The following is a 19169-nucleotide window of genomic DNA, read 5'->3' as shown; positions in this document are numbered from 1 at the left end:
TCGATCGAGGGGATCCCCCGGGAGTGATCGTGCTGGGCCCCGGGAGAACGTTCGTGGGTGGCTGACTAGCGGCTCAGTGGCGTAGACATCGGGTGACTCCTTCGTCAGGCGAGCGTGGTCTCGGTCCGTGAGCGCACAGTGTGAGCGCTAACAGAGAGCCATGCTAGGTCACGGAAAGCCTTTCGCGGAATCGAGTAGGTCTCGGTTTCGTAACGGGCACGTTCACGGTGACCGACGACTTCCGGGCGCGACGAAGCGCCGGCGACCCGGAGGTTGCCGGCGCTTCGTCGGACGCGGCTCAGCCGGTGTTCTGGAGGCCGGCCGCGATCCCGTTGACGGTCAGCAGCAGGAGCCGGTGGTCGGCATCGGCGGGATCGCTCGTCGCGCTCGTGCGGATCCCCCGCAGGGCGCGCAGCTGCAGCAGCGACAGCGCGTCGACGTACGGGCTCCGCAGCCGGACGGCGCGGCTGAGCACGGGTCGGCCGTCGAGGACCTCCGCGTGACCGCTCGTCTTCGTGACCCACTCGCGCGTCAGCGCCATCTCGTCGAGGACGCGCTGCGCGAGGTCGTCGCGGGTCGCGAGCCCGAGGTACTCACGGGCGATCGCGTCGTCGGTCTTCGCCAGCGACATCTCGACGTTCTTGATCATCGCCGCGAAGAGCGGCCAGGACGCGTACGCCTCCCGGAGCACGTCGACGTCGCCGATCGCCTGCAGCGCCGACCCGAGGCCGTACCAGCCCGCGAGGTTGATCCGCGCCTGCGTCCACGCGAAGACCCACGGGATGGCCCGGAGGTCTTCCAGCGACTCGACCGAGAGGCCGCGGCGCGCTGGCCGGGAGCCGAGGGCGAGCAGCCCGATCTCCTCCATCGGCGTGACGGCGGCGAACCACTGCGCGAAGCCCTCGGCCTTGACGAGGCCGAAGAACGCCTCGCGGCTGGCGCGGTCCATGGTCGTGGCGAGGTCGCCGAACCGGACCGCCGCCTCCTGGTTCAGGCGTTCGTTCGACGGGCTCGACGCCATCAGAGTCGCGGCGGCCATCTGCTCGATGTGGCGGGCGGCGATCGTCTTGTTGCCGTACTGGGCGAAGATGACCTCGCCCTGCTCCGTGATCTTGAAGCGCCCGGCCACCGACCCGGGCGGCTGCGCCATGACGGCCTCGTTGGCCGGCCCGCCGCCGCGGCCGAGGGCTCCGCCGCGGCCGTGGAAGAGCGTGAGCTCGATGTCGTTCTCCCGCGCCCAGTCGGCGATGCGGGCCTGCGCGTCGAAGAGCGCGAACGTCGCCGAGACCGGTCCGACGTCCTTGGAGGAGTCGGAGTAGCCGAGCATGACCTCGAGCTTGCGGCCCGTCTGGGCGAGGCGCTCGGTGACGGAGGCGGTCTGGAGAGCCTCGTCGAGGATCCGGGTGCTCGCCTCGAGGTCCGCGAAGGTCTCGAAGAGCGGGATGACGTCGAGCACGGGAGCGGCCTCGGCCGACCCGAGCGCGGCGACGGCGAGCTCGTGGACGTTCGCGAGGTCGGCGGACGACTGCGTGAACGAGACGATGTAGCGGGCCGCGGCGCGGATCCCGTAGCGCTTCTGGAGGTCGGCGATCGTGCGGAAGACGCTCAGGACCTCCTCGGTCATCGGGCTGAGCTCCCCACCCGCGTGGATCTCCGCGAGCGCCGTGCGGTGCACCTGCGAGTGCTGGCGCACCTCGAGCTCGGCCAGGTGGAAGCCGAAGGTCTCGACCTGCCAGAGGAGGTTCTGCAGCTCGCCGTTCGCGCTGCGGTGGGCACCGGCCTCGCGGAGCGACTCCTGCACGCAGCGGAGGTCGTCGAGCAGCTCGTCGGGCGACGCGTAGGCGAGCTGGTCGTCGCCGAGGCGGGTGGCCTCGAGGCGCTGCGCGACGAAGAGGAGCACGCGGCGGTGGATCTCCTGGGGCGACCGGATGCCGATCTGGGAGGCGGACTCGGCGTCGAGGAGCCGCTGGCTCTCGGCGAGCGCGGTCAGGCCGGCGGAGGCGGGCGTGTCGTTCTCGTCGAGGGTGAGCGTCGCCCCGATGCGGGCGGTGGCCCGCTGGAGCCCCAGCAGGACGTGCTCCGCCGCGATGTCGGCCGCTTTCCGCGTGACCTCCGCGGTGACGTGCGGGTTGCCGTCGCGGTCGCCGCCGATCCAGCTGCTCAGACGGAGGAACGCGGGGACGACGGCGGGCCGGCGGCCGGCGTCGTCGCCCTGCAGGCGGTCGTCGAGGAGGCGGTAGACGTGGGGCACGACCTCGAAGAGGGTCTGGTCGAAGACGCTCATCGCCGTGCGGACCTCGTCGAGGGGCGTCGGCCTGGTCGTGCGGAGCGGGGAGGTCCGCCAGAGCGTGTCGATGTCCTCGAGGAGCCGCCGCTCCGTCTCGCTCGTCGTCACGTCGTTCTCGGCGCGGTCGCGCTCGTCGAGCAGGTCGCTGATGCGGCGGATGGTGGACGCGACGGCGCGACGGCGCGCCTCGGTCGGGTGCGCCGTGAGCACGGGGTGGAACCGGAGGGTGCGCAGGCGTTCGGCCGCGGCATCCTGCCCGACCTCCGCGCGCAGCACGTCGAGGGTCGCCGGCAGCGAGTCGGAGGCGGGGCCCTCGGTGGAGGCGCGGCGCTTGAGGACGCGCACCCGGTGGTGCTCCTCGGCCAGGTTGCTGAGGTGGAAGTAGCACGTGAACGCGCGCGCCACCTGCTCGGCGCGGTCGTGCGACAGGGCGTCGACGAGCTCGCGGGCGCGCTCCAGCGACGCCTCGCCGGAGCCCTCGTACGCGCCGATCACGGCCGCGCGGACCGCCTCGACGTCGTCGAACAGCTCGGGGCCGCCGGACTCGCGCAGGACGCGGCCGAGCAGGTTCCCGAGGAAGCTCACGTCTTCGCGGAGCCGGCTGTCGACGGCTCCCCGGATCTCGTCGCGGCTGGCACCGTCGGAGCGGCGCGACCCTTCGATCGTGGTCATGGTGTCCCTTCGCAGGGGTGGGCTGGGAGGTTCGCATCGCCGTCGTTGCGTGAGCAGCATCCTACTGATGCCGTCATCCCCGTGACGCCGGACGTGCACCTCGCGGATGACGGAGGACGACACCGGAGGAGGACGCGACACCGGTTCCGCCCCCGTAGCGTCCACCCCATGAACGCCGACGCTCATCATCCCGCCGCACCCGATCTCTCCCGCCGCGACCTCACCGTCGATCTCGCCCGCGTGTTCTGCGTGCTCCTCGTGGTCGTCATCCACGTCCTCATGATCGGCGTCTCCCGCGACGCGACCGGGGCGCTCTCGGTCGACCGGACGCTGGGTGAGCAGCCCTGGTTCCCGCTCGCCACCTGGGCCGGGCAGGTGATGCCGCTCTTCTTCGTCGTCGGCGGGTTCGCGAGCGCCACCGCGTGGGCGTCCACCGTGCGGCGCGGGGGCGACGCGGGCGACTACGTGCGCGGGCGGCTCCTGCGACTCGGCCGGCCCGCGGCCGCGATCCTCGTCTTCCTCGCCGCGGGCCTCGCCGTGGCCCGGCTGCTGGGGGTCGACCCGGCGCTCCTCGCGACCGTCGCCGTGGGCATCGGCTCCCCGCTCTGGTTCCTCGCCGCGTACGGCATCACGCAGCTCTTCGTGCCCGCGATGGCCGGGTTGCACGCTCGGCGCCCCGTCGTCACCCTCGTCGCGCTGGCCGCGGGCGGTGTGGCGGTCGACCTGGTGCGGCACGCGACCGGGGTGACGGACGTCGGCCTCCTGAACCTGCTGTTCGTGTGGCTGTTCGTTCAGCAGCTCGGCTTCGTCTACGCCGACGCCCGGTTCGGCAGGATCCCGCGCAGGATGCTCGTGGCGGTGGCCGCCGCCTGCTACCTGCTCCTCGTGCCGATGACGTCGTCCGGCGTCTGGTCGCGCGACATGCTCGTCGACCTCAACCCGCCGATGGCGACGCTGATGGTCCTCGGGGTAGCCCAGCTGTGCCTCCTGCGCCTCGCCCGCCCTCTGCTCGCCCGCCTCATGGAGACGCGCGCCGCCCGGGCCGTGGTCTTCGCCGTCGGGAGCCGCGGCATGACCGTCTACCTGTGGCACCTGCCGCTGGCGATCGTGCTGACCGGGGTGCTCCTCCTGATCGGCGCCCCGTTCCCCGAGCCGGCGTCGGCGATCTGGTGGTGGAGCAGGATCCCCGTGGTCGCCGGCGTCCTCGGCCTCGCGTTCGCGGTCTCGCTCGCCGTCGCCCGTCTCGAACGTGCTCCCCGGGCGGACGGCCCGGGGCGCGGACGACCGTCGCTCCCCGTGATCGGCGTCGCCGCGGTCCTCCTGATCGCGCCCGCCTTCGCGATCATGCTCGACGGGCTGAGTCTGCCGCTCGCCGTGATCGGAGCCGTCGCGGTGCCCGCGTCGATCCGGCTCCTGGGGCCGGTCAGCTCCCCTCGCGCTCCGAGCCTCGGAACACCGACTGGAAGTCGTCGATCCACGACCAGTGCTTCACCGGCCAGGTGATCAGCACGGCCCGCCCGTCGACATTGCCGATGGGGACGAACCACGGGGACTTCTTCGCGTTGTAGTGGAACGCCGAGTCGGCGGAGTTGTAGCGGTTGTCGCCGAGCACCCACAGGGAGCCCGCGGGGACCGTGACGGAGAACGACGACGGGACGGCCTTCTGGCCCGCCGGAGCGACGATGTACGGCTCCGTGATCGGCTTGCCGTTGACCTCCACGTGCCCCTGCGCGTCGCAGCAGGAGACCGTGTCGCCCGGGAGGCCGATCACGCGCTTGATGAGGTACTGGTCGCTGTCCTGCGTGCCGATGCCGACCTGGGTCAGGAACCACTGCACGCCGTCGACGACCGGATTGCCCGTCGCCGTCGAGGGCTGCGGGGCGGACTCCAGCCAGCCGCCCGGGTCCTTGAAGACCACGACGTCGCCGCGCTTGATCGCCGAGAAGCGGGGCACGAGCTCGTTGACGATGATGCGGTCGTTGATCTGGAGGGTGTTCTGCATCGAGCCCGAGGGGATGTAGAAGGAGCGCACGACGAAGGTCTTGATGACGAACGACAGCAGGAGCGCCACGACGAAGATGACGACGATGTCGCGCAGGAACCGGACGGGCCCGCCCCGTCGGCGTCGGGCCGGTGCTGCCGCCGCCGCCTCGTGAGTGTCTGTCATGCGCATCCCCGTTCTCGTGGCCCCCGGCGTGGTCGCGGGTGCCGCCGACGCTTCCGCGCCCCCCCGAATCGTAGTTGAGGCCGCCGTCGCCCCGGCTGGGCGGTCGCCAGGGCACGAGCACGGAGCCGTCTCGAGAACGTAATCAGGGCGAAACACGCCCCCGGTATCGTCGAAAGTGAACCGTTTGGTTCAAACGAGCGAGATCCCCCGGGAGACGAGCATGCGCACCCTCGACGGCCGCGAGGCCGCAGACGCCACCCTGCACACGCGGTTCCCCAGCGGCGTGGCGGCGATCGCCCGCACCGACGAGAACGGCCACGACGGGATGCTCGTCTCCTCGTTCTCGATCGGCACCTCGTTCGACCCGCCGCTCGTGTCGTTCTCAGCGAGCCACGGTTCGTCGACCTGGTCGCGCCTCAGGACGGCGTCGCACCTCGGCGTCTCGATCCTGGGGCTGGAGCACGGAGCGCGGACCCGACAGCTGACCGACCCGGATCCCCGGCGCCGCTTCGACGGCATCGACGTCACGGCGACCGCGACCGGCGCCCTCCTCGTCGACCGGGCGCCGCTGCTCCTGGAGTGCCGGGTGTTCGCGGAGTTCCCGGCGGGCGACCACACCGTGGTGCTGCTCGAGGTCGAGGCGTTCGACGAGCATCCGGCGGCCGCCCCGCTCGTCTGGCACGGGTCGCGGTTCCACACGCTGAGCGCCATCGCCTGACACACTGGTCGAGACCTCGGTCTCGCCCCCGCGAGGCCCCGTCCCGACCGGGAGTGATGAGATGACCGACGCCGACGTCGACCGCCCGCGCCTGCACCTGACGCCCGCGACGGGCTGGATCAACGACCCCCTGTCGCTGACCTGGCACGCCGGCGAATACCACGTGTTCTTCCAGTACGTCCCGGAGAGCACCGTCTGGAGGTCGTCCTGCCACTGGGGTCACGCCACGTCGAGCGACCTCGTGTCGTGGGCCGAGCAGCCGGTCGCCCTCGCCCCGGGCGACGGCGACGACGGGATCTGGTCCGGGTCCCTGGTGACCGACGACGAGGGCCGGTCGTCGCTCTTCTACACGTCGGTGAACGAACCCGATCTCCACGACGGCCGCGTCCGCATCGCCCACCCCGCCCAGGGCGCGCAGGAGTCGTGGGGCGCCTGGACGAAAGGGCCGGTCGTCGCCGAGGCTCCTGCCGATCTGGGCGTCCGCGTCTTCCGCGACCCGTTCGTCTTCCGCGACGACGCGGCCGGTGGCTGGCGGATGCTCGTCGGCGCCGGCCTCCCCGACCGGACCGCCGCCGCCCTCGGCTACACCTCCCCCGACCTCGCCACCTGGACCTTCGACGGCGTCGCCGCGTCGCGCGCGGCAGCCTCGACCGACCCCGTCTGGACCGGCTCGGTGTGGGAATGCCCGCAGATCGTCCGCGTGGGCGACTCCGATGTGCTCGTGGTGTCCGTGTGGGAGGACGACCTCCTCCACTCGGTCGCCTACGGCGTCGGAACCTGGGCCGACGGCCGCTTCGAGGCCCGCGCGTGGGGGCGCCTCACGCACGGCGAGAGCTACTACGCGCCGTCGGTGTTCCACGACGCCGAGGGGCGGCCCGGGCTCGTCTTCTGGCTGCGCGAGGTGCGCGACGGAGCGGGCACGACCTGGAGCGGCGCGATGAGCGTGCCGCACCTCCTCGAGCTGGACGGCGACGTCCTCACGGCCCGCCCGCATCCTGCGGTGACCTCGAGCGACTCCGTCGCGAGCCTGACCGTCGCGGACGCGGGCGAGACGCCGCTGCCCTCGACCACCGCGTCTCTGGTCTGGCCGCAGGATGCCCCGGCCCGCCTCGTCCTCGAGGGTGGCGACGGCCCCGTGGCCGAGTTCGAGCGCACGGCCGACGAGGTCCGCGTCAGCATCCCGTCGAACGGCTGGACTGCCGCCCTTCCCGCGGGCGGAGGCGACGTGACCCTCCTCGTCGACGGTCGCGTGCTGGAGGCGAGCACGGGGGCGTCCCTGTTCGCGAGCCCCGTCCCCGCTCCGACGAGCGTGCGCCTCGGCTGAGGGAGCCGCGCGCGTGCCGACCGCCTGGTCCCCCGCCGACCCCGACCGCTACGTCGGCCGGTGGGCGATCGACGACGCGGGCGAGACGATCACGACACCGGCGAGCAGGCTCGTCCCGGGGACGCGCCTCGGCCGACCGGTGATGCTGAAGGTCGCCCGGATCGAGGAGGAGGCGCGCGGGGCGAGGGTGCTCGCCTGGTGGAACGCCGTCGCCGGGTCGTCGCCCCACGCCCGCGACTCCGGAGCCGCTCCCGTGCTGGAGATCGACGACCACGCCGTCCTGCTGGAGCGGGCCGACGATCCGGGGCGTCTCGCCCGGCTCAGCGCCGAGGGGCGCGACGACGAGGCGACCGCGATCCTCTGCGACGTCGTCGCCCGCCTGCACGCGGCGCCCGTGGCCGAGGCGCCTGCCGAGGCCCTGCCGCTCGACGCGTGGTTCGCCGGGCTGATCGAGGCACCCGCCGGATCGCTGCCGACGTCTCTCGCGCGCGGGGCCGCCCGGGCGCGCGACCTCCTCGCCGCGACGACCCCCGACGAGGTCCGGGTGCTCCACGGCGACGTCCACCACGGCAACGTGCTCCGCTTCGGCGAGCGCTGGCTCGCCATCGACCCGAAGGGCCTCCTGGGGCACCGCGCGTTCGACCTCGCCAACCTCTTCTGCAACCCGACGACCGGCATCGCCGTGGAGTCGTTCGAGCGCCGCCTCGGGATCGTCGCCGAGCGGAGCGGTCTCGACCCGCGGCTCCTGCGCGAGTGGGTCCTCGCCTGGTGCGCGTTGTCGGCGGCCTGGACGCGCGAGGCCGGTTCGGAACCGTGGACTCCGCAGGCGCTGCTGGAGAGCTACGACCGCTGACCCGGTGCCGCGCCGTCGGACGTCGCCTGACCAGGACGGGGGGCACCGGCGCGTCCCGCGCCCGCCTACTCTGGGAGGATGACGCTGACCGACGCCACCTCGACCGCCTCCGGAACCGTCGAGGGCGCCATCGCCGAGGCGGCTCGCCGCATCGCCACCTCGAGCGGTCTCACCGCGATCACCCTGCGCCGCGTCGCCTCGACCGCGGCGCTCTCCCCCGCCGACGTCGCGGCCCGCGAGCCCTCCATGAGCGCTCTCGCCGCGCGCACGTTCGCCGATCTCGCCCACGACGAGTTCAGCAGGATCCGCGACGACCTCGGCGAGTGCACGAGCCCCCTCGACGGTCTCCGCTTCCTCGTCACCTCGCTCCAGGGCGAGGAGCACAGCCTCTCGAAGACGGTCTGGGCCGACGCCTGGAGCGTCGGCCGGCACAACGAGTTCGTCGCGGCGGCCGCGCGCACGAGCATGGACGCCTGGCAGTCGCTCCTGACCGACCTCGTCGACGACGGCGTCCGCTCGGGCGACTTCCGCGTCGCCGACTCGCACCTCGCCGCGCTCCTGTTCTTCGCGCTGATCGACAGCACGACCGCCTACGGCCTGGTCGGCTACCGCAGCGAGGCCGAGCGCGCCGACCTCATCACGTTCTCTCTCGAGTCGACGCTGGGCCTCGAGCCCGGCACGCTCGCGGCGCGCTGACCCTCCCGCCGAGATCGCGATTCCCGTCGCCTCGGCGCGCGCCGGGCGACGTCGGGTGCGATCTCGCCGCAGCCCCCGTCAGCGGACGAGCGCGGAGACCAGCAGGGCCACCAGCGCGAGCAGGGGCAGAGTCCCCTGCGTGATCGCGGCCCGGGCCTTCGTCCGGTCGGAGAGCAGGAGCACCAGGGCCGCCAGCAGCATCGACCCGACGCCGGCGATCACCAGCGCCGTCCCCGCGGCTCCTGCGCCCGTCGCTCTGGCGTCCGCGGCTCCGGCACCCGGGGCGAGCAGCAGGATCGAGCCGGTCGCCGCGACGACCGCCAGGAACAGGTTGTAGAACCCCTGGTTGAACGCCAGCGGCTTGGTGTGCTCGGCCTGCGCGTCGTCGGTGATGCCGAAGGTGGCGCGGACCCGGGGCGTCGTCCAGAGTACCGACTCCATGACGAAGATGTAGACGTGCAGCAGAGCCGCGAGAAGGGCGAGGACCGAGGCGACGACGAGCATGCCGCCACTCTAGGGGCCCGTCAGCGGCGGCGCAGCGTCTCGAGGGGCAGCTCGTCGAACCGCTCCCGGTAGGCGCTCGAGAAGCGGCCGAGGTGGTTGAGCCGCCACGACCTCGCGACGGCGCTCACGCTAGTCGTCGTGGTGGTGCCTCGGAGCAGATCGTCGTGCGCGCGCTCGAGGCGCACCTGGCGCAGGTACGCCATCGGGGTGAGCCCGAGGCCGCGCCGGAAGTGCTGCTGCAGGCTCCGCTCGCCGATACCCGTCTCGCGAGCGATGTCGAGCACCGAGACCTCGTGGGCGGCGGCGGACTGGATGTACGAGACGGCGGCCGCGAGGCGGTCCTGCTCCCCCACCCGCTGACCGCCTGCCCGGAGCGGGAACGTCTCGAGGACCGTCATGGCGACGCGCCTGTTCGTCGCCCGCCGGAGCGCCGGCGTGGTCGAGGCGCTGCCGATGAGCGGCCCCGCCTCGCGCATCAGGGTGCGGAGCGGGGCGAGAGCGGCGATCCGGTCGTCCTGCTGCTCGAAGACGAGGTCGCCCCCGGGCACGACGAGCCCGAGCCGCGACGCGACGTCGCGGAGGAACGCGTCGGAGATGTGGATGCCGTTGTAGTGGGTGTCCTCCGACTCGAACTCGTAGGAGCGGCTGGCCGACGCGATCCACGGGACACCGGGCAGGACGAGGCGGGTCTCGCCCTCGACGCGCATCTCCATCGATCCGCGTCCGAGCCAGAAGATCACGTGGTCGGCGCGCGGCCCGATCGTGCCGCGACGGGTGCCACCGCCGGCGTCGAGGGTCCGCAGCGAGACGTCCTCGTCACCGGCGATCGTGTACTCGAAGTGCGCCGTGTCCTCGGCGAACGACTTCTCCGCCTCGGTGCCGCCGTACTCGGTCTGGAAGACGCTCCGGTAGGTGGTGCCGTCGGCGCTCGAGTACCGCACCCGGCGGAAGCCCGTGGCCGAATCGTCCTGCACGCCACGATGGTGGCACAGGTCGCCGTCCCCCGTCCTGCACGGGCGTACCCCGGCGGACCGTCAGCGCCCGGCCGACCCCGCCTTCACCGCGTCGATCTGGGCCAGCGTGAGCGGCACCCACGGCGAGCCGTCCGCGTTCGACGAGGCCGCAGCCGGGCTGTCGCCCTGGGTCCACCACTTCGCCTGGTACGGCGTGCCGTCGAACAGCACCCGGGCGCCCTTGGAGTACGTCGCCGTCCCCGCCCAGTCGGGGTAGGTGCCCGCCGGGAGAGTGGGCTGCGGGATCGGCTTCTCGCCCTTGAGCACCGGCCCGATGAGCTGCCACGGGGTCTGCCAGGAGTTCAGGACGGGGTTGTCGGGCACGTCGCCCTGCGTCCACCACTTCGCCTGGTAGACGCTGTGGTGCCAGACGATCTTGGTGCCCTGGAGGTAGGAGTTCTCGCCCGACCAGATCGCGTAGGGGCTCGTCTCCGGGTCGTCCTTGAGCGTCGTGGCGCTCAGCGCCTCGGAGGTCGTGACCTTCCCGGAGAGGGCGTCGATGGAGCCGGCGAAGTGCTTGCCGAGCGCGGTCGCGAACGCGGCGCCCTTCTGGGAGACCCCGCTGCAGGAGTCGGAGACGACCGTGAGGGTCACGTAGTTGGAGCCGCAGGGCACGTCGCGGTTGAGCGACCAGACCGACATCCGGCCGAGTCCGTGCGCGACGGCGAAGGCGTTGAACGTCGCGGCATCGGCGGTCGTGAAGACCTCGTCGGCGTCGTCGTTCTGCCCGAGCATCGGGGTGGCTCCCACCTTCGACCAGAGCGTGCCGTTGGTGAGGGTGGTGCCCTGCTGGCGGTAGAGGATGCCCAGCTGCCGCTGCGTAGCGGTGACGGCCCGCTCGGCCGCCGTGGCCATGCCGACGCCGGTCTCGAGGGAGGCGCCGTAGTCCATCGTCATCGCGTTCACCCCGGCCACGTCGACCTTCCCGGCGAGCGTCGCGCGGACGGCGTCCTGCCCGGCGACGGCGAGGCCGTCAGGAGTCACGGGGAGCGTCAGCCAGACCGCCAGCGAGCTGCCGGACGCGCGACGTTCCTTCTGCACCAGCGCGATGGCCTCGGCCCGCCGCTGGTTGGCCGCCGTGTTCTCGAGGGCCGTGCCCTCGACGTCGAGGTCGATCGTGGTCACGTCGTAGCGCTCGACGACGGAGCGATAGGCCGCGGCGAGCTGCGTCACGCTCGTGCAGCCGACGGCGAGCTCCTGGTTGGCCTGACCGCCGAAGGAAACGGCGACCTGGCCGCCCTGCTGCTGCAGCCGCGCGATCCGGCGATCGAGGTCGAGCCGCGCCGAGGCCTCGTCGAGCGAGTACGCCCCGCCCCAGCTGGGCGTGCACGCGTCGGTCTTCGAGGAGACGACGAACGAGAGAACGGCCTGCTTCCCGGCGGCCGTCGCCGGGTTCTCGAAGGCGAAGGTCGGGGTCGCCGTGACGTCGACGTAGCCGCCGAACCAGGCCGCCGATGTCGAGGCCGACGCCTGCGCGGCGTACATCTGGTAGCCGAGCACGCCGCCCGTGGCGAGCGCCGCCGTCACGAGGACGGCGATGGAGAGCCGCAGGAACGACAGGCGCCGCACCGGCACCGCACCGACGCCGCTCACGGGTTCGCCACCATTCGGCGCGCGGTCTCGAGGTCGGCGGGAGCGGGATCCCGGGGCGTCTCCCCCGCGACCTCGCGACCGTGGTAGAGCACGGATCTCCAGTCGAGCTCGGCGACCACCGGTTGGGCCGCCTTCCGGGCGCCGCGCGGGAGCTTCTCCACGTAGAGCCAGTCGGTCAGGCCGAGCCAGACGTCGACGAGTGAGTTCCAGAGACCGAGGTAGGCGAAGATCGCCCAGGTCGCCAGCACCGCGTTGAAGGCGGCGAAAGCCGCGTTGCCCCAGTTGTGGGCGAGGTAGTCGCGGTAGAGCGTCGCCACGGAGAACAGCACGATCCCGTAGGGCGCGAGGACGTAGAGCACGGGGGCGGCCGTCCGGTTCTTCACCTTCGGCGTGCGGGCGAACGGGATCTTCTTCCCCGTGATCGCCTGCTGGATCGACTTCAGAACCCCGGCCAGCTGCACCGGAAGCAGGATGAGGTTGAAGCCGTAGATCCGGAGCACGTCGCTCCTCTTGTACCCGGCGCTCCGCAGGTCGCTCGCCATCGCGAGGAAGTACGGCAGCGCCGCCAGGAGGACGAACGGGCTGAGGAGCCGCGAGTCGTAGGGGAAGGCGAGCATCAGGACGAGGCCGACGCTGGCCCAGGCGATCGAGCCCATGTAGTTGATGCGGAGGGCCATCTCGGTGAGCGGCATCCTGGATCCTGCGCGCCGTCGCTCGGACGCCTGGCGGATCAGCTTCGGCAGGATCAGGAGGCCCCCGTTGGCCCACCGGCGACGCTGCACGATGAGCGAGCCGAAGTCGGGCGGCGTCGCCGAGTAGCTGAGCCGCTCGGGGTAGTTGACGATCGACCAGCCGTGAGTGCCGAGGTCGATCGACGACTCGGTGTCCTCGATGACGGTGCGGTCCTGGACGTACCGGCGCACCTCGAAGCCGCCGACCATCTCCTTCTCGACGATGTCCTCGAGGGCGCGCTTGCGGATCACGGCGTTGGCGCCGACCCAGAACGCGGCGCCGAAGTGCGACATGCCCTGGTGCAGAACGTGCTGGAGGTCGGTGGTGGCGCCCGCGAGCCGCTCGATCCGGGACCCCGCGCCGCGGAACGACGAGTAGGGCGTCTGCGTGACGGCGACGCGCTCGTTGCCGGGCTCCTCGAGCAGGTGGACGAGGCGCAGGCAGTAGTCGCGCAGGAGGAGCGAGTCGGCGTCGAGCGTGAGGAGGTACTCGCTGTCGGGGATCACGAGGTCGCCGCGGTGCGCCTCGGAGACGCGACGGAGCACGATCCCCGAGGCCGCCGACTCCTGTCGGTAGGAGCCGCCCATGAGTCCGATGTAGGAGTTGAGGTTCATCGCCTTGTTCGCCTCGTGCGAGAGCGACGAGTAGAGCTTCCGCTCGAAGACGGTGACCTCGGCCTGGAAGGTCCAGACGAGGCGGCGGTACAGCTCCGACATGCGCGCGAGGGCCGGAGCCTCGCCCTCGTTGGCGGCGACGACGAGCGCGTTCGCGACGAGCTCGAACTCGTCGGCGAGCCCCCGCAGGATCTGCGTGGCGAAGAACTCGTCGACGTGGTCGGTCGCGGCCTCCGCGTCCGCCATGGAGCGCAGCCACGTCGCGGCCCAGTCGTAGTGGCCGGCGAGCTCGCGCACGGCGATGGCGTCGACGGCGGCGGTGCCGAGGGCGGGGCGGGCGTCGGGCTCGTCGACGGCGTCGCCGTGCTCCCGGGCGAAGGCGTCGCTCGCGACGGTGAAGCGGGTCGCGGGCTCGGCGAGCGCGCGCATGATCCCCTCGCCGAGGGTGCGCGTGGCATCGAGCCGCGAGGCCACGTGAGGGTCCGCAGGATGCGGCGGATCGTCGAGCAGCAGCACGACTCGGAGCGACGGGTACTCCTGCAGCGCCGCCGACCAGAGGGTCTGCCGGACGACCTGCGGCTCCTCGGCGTAGCTCGGCACGAGGACGGTCATCGAGGAGGCGTGGCCGGTGAAGTGCCGGTCGAGCTCGGCGCGCGGCACCCGGACGTGATCGGTGAAGCGGGTGAGGGCTCCGAGCCGGGCCACCAGGTACATCAGGGCGGAGAAGGTGAGGAACGTGACGATGACGAGGTAGCTGACCGCCTGCAGGGTGAAGCCGTAGTCGGCTCCCACCCCCATGAACTGGCGCAGGATCGTCGACACGACGTACGCGACCCACGACATGATCGTCGAGATGATGGCGATGCGCGCGTAGGCGACCTTGCGGTCGCTCGGGCGGGCGTGGATGGTGGGCAGCGGGGTGGTCCGCCGCTCCGATCCCCACTGGCGTTTCCGGGCAGGGGGCAGCGCGTGAACAGGCATGGTTCCTCGACCTGGTCGCGCATTCGGGTGACGCGACCCGCGGTCCGACCATTCGGGCGGTCGAACCTCTGCGAGCATACGAGGTCCGCATTTAGGGGGACAAGAGCTTCCGGTCGAAATCGTTCGGGAGCCCCCCGTTCTGGGGGTGCCGCGCGGCGCCCATAGCCCGACCCTATGGCTCGCCGAGCGGAAAGCCCTCTGGACCTGGAGCACGGTCGGCCTCAGGCTCGAGGCATGAAATTGAGTCCCCGCTTCCTCGCTCAGAACGGCCACCGCCTCACCCACCTCAAGGCTCCCGGAGTCGATGCCCCCGAGGCGCAGCGCGACCCCCGGGTCGCCGAGACGGTCAGCGCGATGCTGCTGGACATCGAGAAGAACGGCCTCGACGCGATCCGCCGCTACGCCGAGGCCCTGGACCGCTCCACGCGCGACGACTTCGAGCTGGACGCCGGCGAGCTCGCCCGGATCGGCGACCACGTGGCTCCGGACCTCCGCGAGGCGATCGAGCTCGGCTCGGCGCGCACCAAGCGCTTCGCCGCCCTCCAGCGCGAGCACCTCATCGACTTCGAGGCGGAGATCGTGCCCGGCCTCGTGGTGGGCCAGAAGTACGTCCCGGTCGCGTCGGTCGGCGCCTACCTCCCCGCCGGCCGCTTCCCCCTCACGGCGAGCGCGTTCATGACCGTGGGCGTGGCGAAGGTGGCCGGCGTCCCGACCGTGATCGGCTGCACGCCCCCGCAGCCGGACGGCGGCGTCAACCCCGCCGTGGCCTACGCGGCGCAGCTCTCGGGCATCGACCACCTCTTCGTGCTCGGCGGCGTCCAGGCGCTGGCCGGGATGGCCTTCGGCCTCCTCGGGCAGGATCCGGTCGACATGCTCGTCGGGGCGGGGAACGCCTTCGTCGCGGAGGCCAAGCGCCAGCTCTTCGGGACGGTCGCCATCGACCTCCTGGCGGGCCCCAGCGAGGTCGCGGTAATCGCCGACGGGACCGCGGATCCCGAGATCGTCGCCGCCGACCTCCTCGGTCAGGCCGAGCACGGCCCGAACTCCCCCGCCGCCCTCGTCACGACGTCGGAGGCCCTCGGTCGGGACGTGATCGCGGCCGTCGAGCGCCAGCTCCTCACCCTGTCGACCGCGGAGATCTGCGGCCCGGCCTGGCACGACTTCGGCTCGGTGGTCCTCGTCTCCTCGAAGGAGGACGCCGCTCTCGTCATGGACGAGTTCGCCCCGGAGCACCTCGAGATCCAGACCGCCGACGACGAGTGGTACCAGGCGACCCTCACTAACTACGGCTCGCTCTTCATCGGCCCGTGGAGCACCGTCGCCTACTCCGACAAGGGCATGGCGGGCACCAACCACACGCTCCCGACGGCGGGCGGCGCGAAGCACAGCGCCGGGCTGTCGGTGTCGCGCTATCTCAAGCCGCTGACCTTCCAGCGCATCGCCCGGGAGGCGACTCCGGAGCTCGCCTCCGCGGTCGACGTCATCTCGGCCAGCGAGGGCATGACGGCCCACCAGGCCACCGCGACGATGCGCCTGGCGACCTACGCGTGACGCCGGGCCTCATCCGGCGGCAGGGCCTCATCCGGCGGCGGGGCGCTCCGCGATCAGGATCCTCGCCAGCCGGATGAGCTCGGTCGTCGCGGGCGAGAGCACCGCGTTCTCCTTCTGGATGAGCGCGATCGTGTCGTAGAGCGGCTCCGCGAAGGAGACGGAGTGGAGCCCCTCGGGGAAGGCGGCCCCGTCGGCGACGGCGCGCGAGACGAAGGTGTCGGCCATCCCGGCCCTCACGAGGGCGAGCGCTGACTCGACCTGCTCCACCTCGATCACCGCCTCGACGGTCACCCCGGCGAGCTGGGCCCGCTCAGCGATCTGCCTCCGGGTCGGGTCGGCCCAGCCGTAGTGGGCGTCGTAGAGCACGAGGCGCCGGCGCGCGAGCTCCTCGATCGTGAGGGGCTCCGAGGCGCGCTCGGGGTCGGCGCTCACGTACACGACCTCGTCGCGCTGGAGCGGCGTGACCCGGAGCCCCTCCCCGTCGATGGGCAGCACCACGAGGCCCGCCTCGAGCTCGCCGGACGACACGGCGGAGGCGACCTCGACCGAGTTGAGCCCGACGACGCGCAGCCGGACGTCGGGGTGCCGCGCGTGGAACTGGGCGAGCAGCGCCTCCAGCGAGTAGTACTTGGCGTTCCGCAGCAGGCCGAACGACGCTCGGCCGCCGCTCAGAGACGTCACCGCGCGTAGCGCGCGGTCGGCCTCGTCCGCCGCCGCGACGGCGCGCTCAGCGTGGGGCACGAGGGCCTCGCCGGCCGAGGTCAGGATGAGGCGGCGCCCGCCGCGCACGAACAGCTGGGTCCCGTAGCCGTCCTCCATCCGGCGCACGAACTCCGAGACGGAGGGCTGCGCCATGTGGAGCCGCGACGCGGCCGCCGTGAACGACCCGAGTTCGACGGCGGTCAGGAAGACGCGGAGCTGGACGAGCGTCAGCGTCATCGGGCCCCGGGGTGCGGCGTGAAACGCTCGTAGAGGTCGGTCCGCCGGTCGCCGAAGGCGTCCGAGAGGTCGGAGAGGGTCTTGTCCCGCGAGAGCGCGGGATCGAGGTCGGCGTAGGCGATCCCGGATCCGGCCCCCACCTCCGCGACAAGCCAGCCGTCGGCCGAGATGACGCTGGTGCCCTCGTTCCAGGCGACGCCGCGCTCGACGCCCGTCCTGTCCGCGCAGACGATGGCCATGCGGTTGATCCTGGCAGTCGCGAGGCCGATCTGCACCTCGGCGACGCGCTCGCCCTCAGGGCGCTCCATGTGTGGCCAGTTCGTCGGCACCGCCAGGATCTCGGTGCCGAGCAGGGCCGCGATGCGCGTCCACTCCGGGAACTCGAGGTCGAAGCAGATCATCGTGCCGAGGAGCCCGTGCGCCGTCTCGACGACGGGCGGCGCCTCGGATCCGGGCGTGAAGAAGAGCTTCTCGCGGTCCCAGAGGTGGGCCTTGCGGTAGACGGCCCGGACTCCGGTGCCGTCGACGATCGCCGCGGAGTTGTAGAGCGCCCCGTCGGCGCCGAGCTCCGCGAACCCACCGACGATCACGGCTCTCGGTCGGGTCGCGGCGAGGCGCGACCACTCCGCGAGCAGCTCGTCGTCCGGCCGGATCGCGACGGCCCGCACCTCGTCGACCGTCTCGAAGACGTAGCCGGACGTCGTCAGCTCGGGGAGCACGACGATGTCGGCTCCGCCCGACAGCGCCTCCTCGATGGCCGCCACCGCACGGGCGCGGTTCGTCGACGGCTCGGTGACGGACGGGGCGAGCTGGACGGCGGCGACGCGGACCATCAGGCGTTGCCCGCGCCGTCGGAGTCGCCGACCCCGGCGGCCGCGGGACGCCGGCCGAGAGCAGCGTCGGCGCTCGGATCGCCGTCGGCACCCGGCTCGGCGTTCGAGGCCTTGAGGTTCCGCGCCACGCTCTCAGTCAGCCCGCGGCGCAGGGAGAGGACGAGGCCGATCACGATCCAGCCGGCGACCATGTAGGGGAACCAGCTGTAGGGCGCCTCCAGGCCGACCGCGTTGCGGTAGATCGTGTAGAGGACGAGCGCGAGGGCCACGACCGGCACGACGATCTGCCACTTCGGGGTGTCCGTGCGCTCGCGGAAGAAGAGGAACCGGATCGCCCCGACGGTGGCCAGGACGTAGGCGACGAGAAGCGCGATCGTGCCGAGGGTCAGCGACCAGAAGGTGGCGTCCAGCACGGCCGCCCCGGTGAGGCGCAGCACGACGATGACCACGAGGGCCAGGACCGCCACCACCCAGAGGGCGTTCGTCGGGCTGCCCTGCCGCGAGACGCGGGCGAGCGGCTTCGAGAGCCCCGTGTCGCGGCTCAGCGCGAAGAGCACCCGGGTCGCACCGGAGAGCGTGCCGACGAAGATCGCGAAGAGGCTGATGCAGGCGGCGAGGGTGAGCACGTCGGCGAGCCACGGCCCGACGAAGGCGCGGGCGAGATCGCCGTAGGGCGCGCTCGAGGCACCGAAGGCCTTGACCCCGGCAGGATCGAGACCGTAGCCGATCGACTGCGCGACGATCGACAGCAGATAGAAGGCGCCGACCACGGCGATGGCGATCTTGAGGGCGCGGGGGATGTCGCGCTTGGGGTTCGAGGTCTCCTCGCCCAGCGTCGCGGCTCCCTCGAAGCCCGCGAACGCGAGGAAGCCGAAGACGGCCGCGGCGGCGATGACCCCGACGTCGGTGCCCTCAGGGAGCGCCAGGAACTTCCAGCTCATCGTCTGCTGGCCGGGCGCGTGCCCCGTCCCGACGCGGACCAGGATGACGACGTTGAGGATCGTGACGAAGAGCGCGCCGATCAGCTCCGCGTAGAGGAGGACGCGCGTGATGACGTGCACCTCGCGCCTCCCGAGGATGACCACGAGGACCAGCGCGACGATCGTGATCCAGATCCAGTCCGGCTGGAAGGCGAGCCCCAGGTCGGAGAAGAGCTGGTTGACGAAGAGCCCGATCTCGATGCCCGATCCGGCGCCGATGGTGACGTAGGCGAAGAAGAGGCACCAGCCGGCGATGAACCCGGCGCGGGCGCCGAGCGTCAGGCCGACGGTCGCGTAGACCGAGCCGGTGTGCGAGATGTGGCGAGACAGCTTGACGAAGCCGTACGCGACGAGCGCCACGGCGACCAGGGCGAAGACGAACGCCCAGGTGGCGCCCCCGCCCAGGATGCCCGCGGCTCCTGCTCCCAGGAGAGCCATCACACCGACGGGACCGATGAGGCCCACGGAGAAGGCGGCGGCATCGGTCACCTTGAGTTCGCGCTTGAGGGCGCCGCTCTCCGGTCCACGCTGAGACATGTGCACTCCTTGCTGTTCGGAATACGCCCACGGTAGGGACAAGCGCATCCGGCAGGAAGACAGCAGCCTCGGCTGATCGCTATAGGGAAAGCCTATGGCGGGACGCAACCGATCTGAGCGCGTCCCGCAACGCCAGAGGAGACGGACCCCCCCGTTCGGGGGTGTATTCCTTCTG

The 19169-nt window shown here is 72.0% G+C and carries 15 protein-coding genes; 6 read left to right on the top strand and 9 right to left on the bottom strand.

What is annotated here, in order from left to right; all coding sequences use genetic code 11:
- Positions 1-298: 298 nt before the first annotated feature.
- A complete protein-coding gene (locus AS850_RS03060) occupies positions 299-2959 on the bottom strand; it encodes a phosphoenolpyruvate carboxylase (protein ID WP_119867801.1) in 2661 nt (886 codons plus the stop codon).
- A gap of 168 nt (positions 2960-3127) precedes the next feature.
- Between AS850_RS03060 and AS850_RS03055 the strand changes: the two genes are divergently transcribed.
- Entirely contained in the window at positions 3128-4462 is a 1335-nt protein-coding gene (locus AS850_RS03055) for an acyltransferase family protein (protein WP_119867800.1), read from the top strand.
- Here AS850_RS03055 and lepB read toward each other — a convergent pair.
- A complete protein-coding gene (gene lepB, locus AS850_RS03050; RefSeq protein ID WP_119870089.1) occupies positions 4383-5126 on the bottom strand; it encodes a signal peptidase I in 744 nt (247 codons plus the stop codon). The genes AS850_RS03055 and lepB overlap by 80 nt on opposite strands.
- A 220-nt stretch (positions 5127-5346) precedes the next feature.
- Here lepB and AS850_RS03045 point away from each other — a divergent pair, with 220 nt between their 5' ends.
- The 4 genes from AS850_RS03045 to AS850_RS03030 all read left to right on the top strand — a co-directional run bounded on the left by AS850_RS03045 (position 5347) and on the right by AS850_RS03030 (position 8717).
- Complete coding sequence (locus tag AS850_RS03045) at positions 5347-5844, top strand: flavin reductase family protein (RefSeq protein WP_119867799.1); 498 nt, start codon at positions 5347-5349, stop codon at positions 5842-5844.
- 61 nt (positions 5845-5905) lie between these two features.
- Entirely contained in the window at positions 5906-7168 is a 1263-nt protein-coding gene (locus tag AS850_RS03040) for a glycoside hydrolase family 32 protein (RefSeq protein ID WP_119867798.1), read from the top strand.
- Positions 7169-7181: 13 nt separating this feature from the next.
- Positions 7182-8021, top strand: a complete 840-nt coding sequence (locus AS850_RS03035) for an aminoglycoside phosphotransferase family protein (protein ID WP_119867797.1) — start codon at positions 7182-7184, stop codon at positions 8019-8021.
- 78 nt (positions 8022-8099) lie between these two features.
- On the top strand, positions 8100-8717 hold the full coding sequence (locus AS850_RS03030; protein ID WP_119867796.1) for a TetR family transcriptional regulator C-terminal domain-containing protein: 618 nt from the start codon (positions 8100-8102) through the stop codon (positions 8715-8717).
- A gap of 78 nt (positions 8718-8795) precedes the next feature.
- Here AS850_RS03030 and AS850_RS03025 read toward each other — a convergent pair whose 3' ends face one another.
- Genes AS850_RS03025 through AS850_RS03010 form a run of 4 tightly spaced genes read right to left on the bottom strand, consistent with a single transcriptional unit; the run spans position 8796 to position 14154 of the window.
- Positions 8796-9221: a DUF1304 domain-containing protein gene (locus tag AS850_RS03025; protein ID WP_119867795.1), complete on the bottom strand. Its 426-nt coding sequence runs from the start codon at positions 9219-9221 to the stop codon at positions 8796-8798.
- Positions 9222-9241: 20 nt separating this feature from the next.
- Positions 9242-10195, bottom strand: coding sequence for a helix-turn-helix domain-containing protein (locus tag AS850_RS03020; protein ID WP_119867794.1), 954 nt, complete (start codon positions 10193-10195; stop codon positions 9242-9244).
- A 60-nt stretch (positions 10196-10255) separates the two neighbouring features.
- On the bottom strand, positions 10256-11827 hold the full coding sequence (locus tag AS850_RS03015; RefSeq protein WP_236940804.1) for a chitinase: 1572 nt from the start codon (positions 11825-11827) through the stop codon (positions 10256-10258).
- Positions 11824-14154 (bottom strand): glycosyltransferase family 2 protein, encoded by a 2331-nt coding sequence (locus AS850_RS03010; RefSeq protein ID WP_119867793.1) that lies wholly within the window; start codon positions 14152-14154, stop codon positions 11824-11826. Before AS850_RS03010 ends, AS850_RS03015 begins: the two co-directional genes overlap by 4 nt.
- A gap of 234 nt (positions 14155-14388) precedes the next feature.
- Between AS850_RS03010 and hisD the strand changes: the two genes are divergently transcribed.
- Complete coding sequence (gene hisD, locus AS850_RS03005) at positions 14389-15705, top strand: histidinol dehydrogenase (RefSeq protein ID WP_119867792.1); 1317 nt, start codon at positions 14389-14391, stop codon at positions 15703-15705.
- Positions 15706-15732: 27 nt separating this feature from the next.
- On the opposite strand, the gene AS850_RS03000 is transcribed toward hisD, so the two are convergent.
- The 3 genes from AS850_RS03000 to AS850_RS02990 are packed head-to-tail and all read right to left on the bottom strand — an operon-like array spanning position 15733 to position 18994.
- Positions 15733-16644 carry a LysR family transcriptional regulator gene (locus tag AS850_RS03000; protein ID WP_119867791.1) on the bottom strand — a complete coding sequence of 304 codons (912 nt, stop codon included), beginning with the start codon at positions 16642-16644 and terminating at the stop codon, positions 15733-15735.
- A complete protein-coding gene (locus tag AS850_RS02995) occupies positions 16641-17477 on the bottom strand; it encodes a nitrilase-related carbon-nitrogen hydrolase (RefSeq protein ID WP_119867790.1) in 837 nt (278 codons plus the stop codon). Before AS850_RS02995 ends, AS850_RS03000 begins: the two co-directional genes overlap by 4 nt.
- Positions 17477-18994, bottom strand: a complete 1518-nt coding sequence (locus tag AS850_RS02990) for an APC family permease (protein ID WP_164088372.1) — start codon at positions 18992-18994, stop codon at positions 17477-17479. Before AS850_RS02990 ends, AS850_RS02995 begins: the two co-directional genes overlap by 1 nt.
- Between the last annotated feature and the right edge of the window lie 175 nt (positions 18995-19169).

The sequence above is a fragment of the Frondihabitans sp. 762G35 genome (genome assembly GCF_002074055.1).
In the GTDB taxonomy this organism is placed as follows: domain Bacteria; phylum Actinomycetota; class Actinomycetes; order Actinomycetales; family Microbacteriaceae; genus Frondihabitans.
This window is presented reverse-complemented; position numbering and strand designations above follow the sequence as displayed.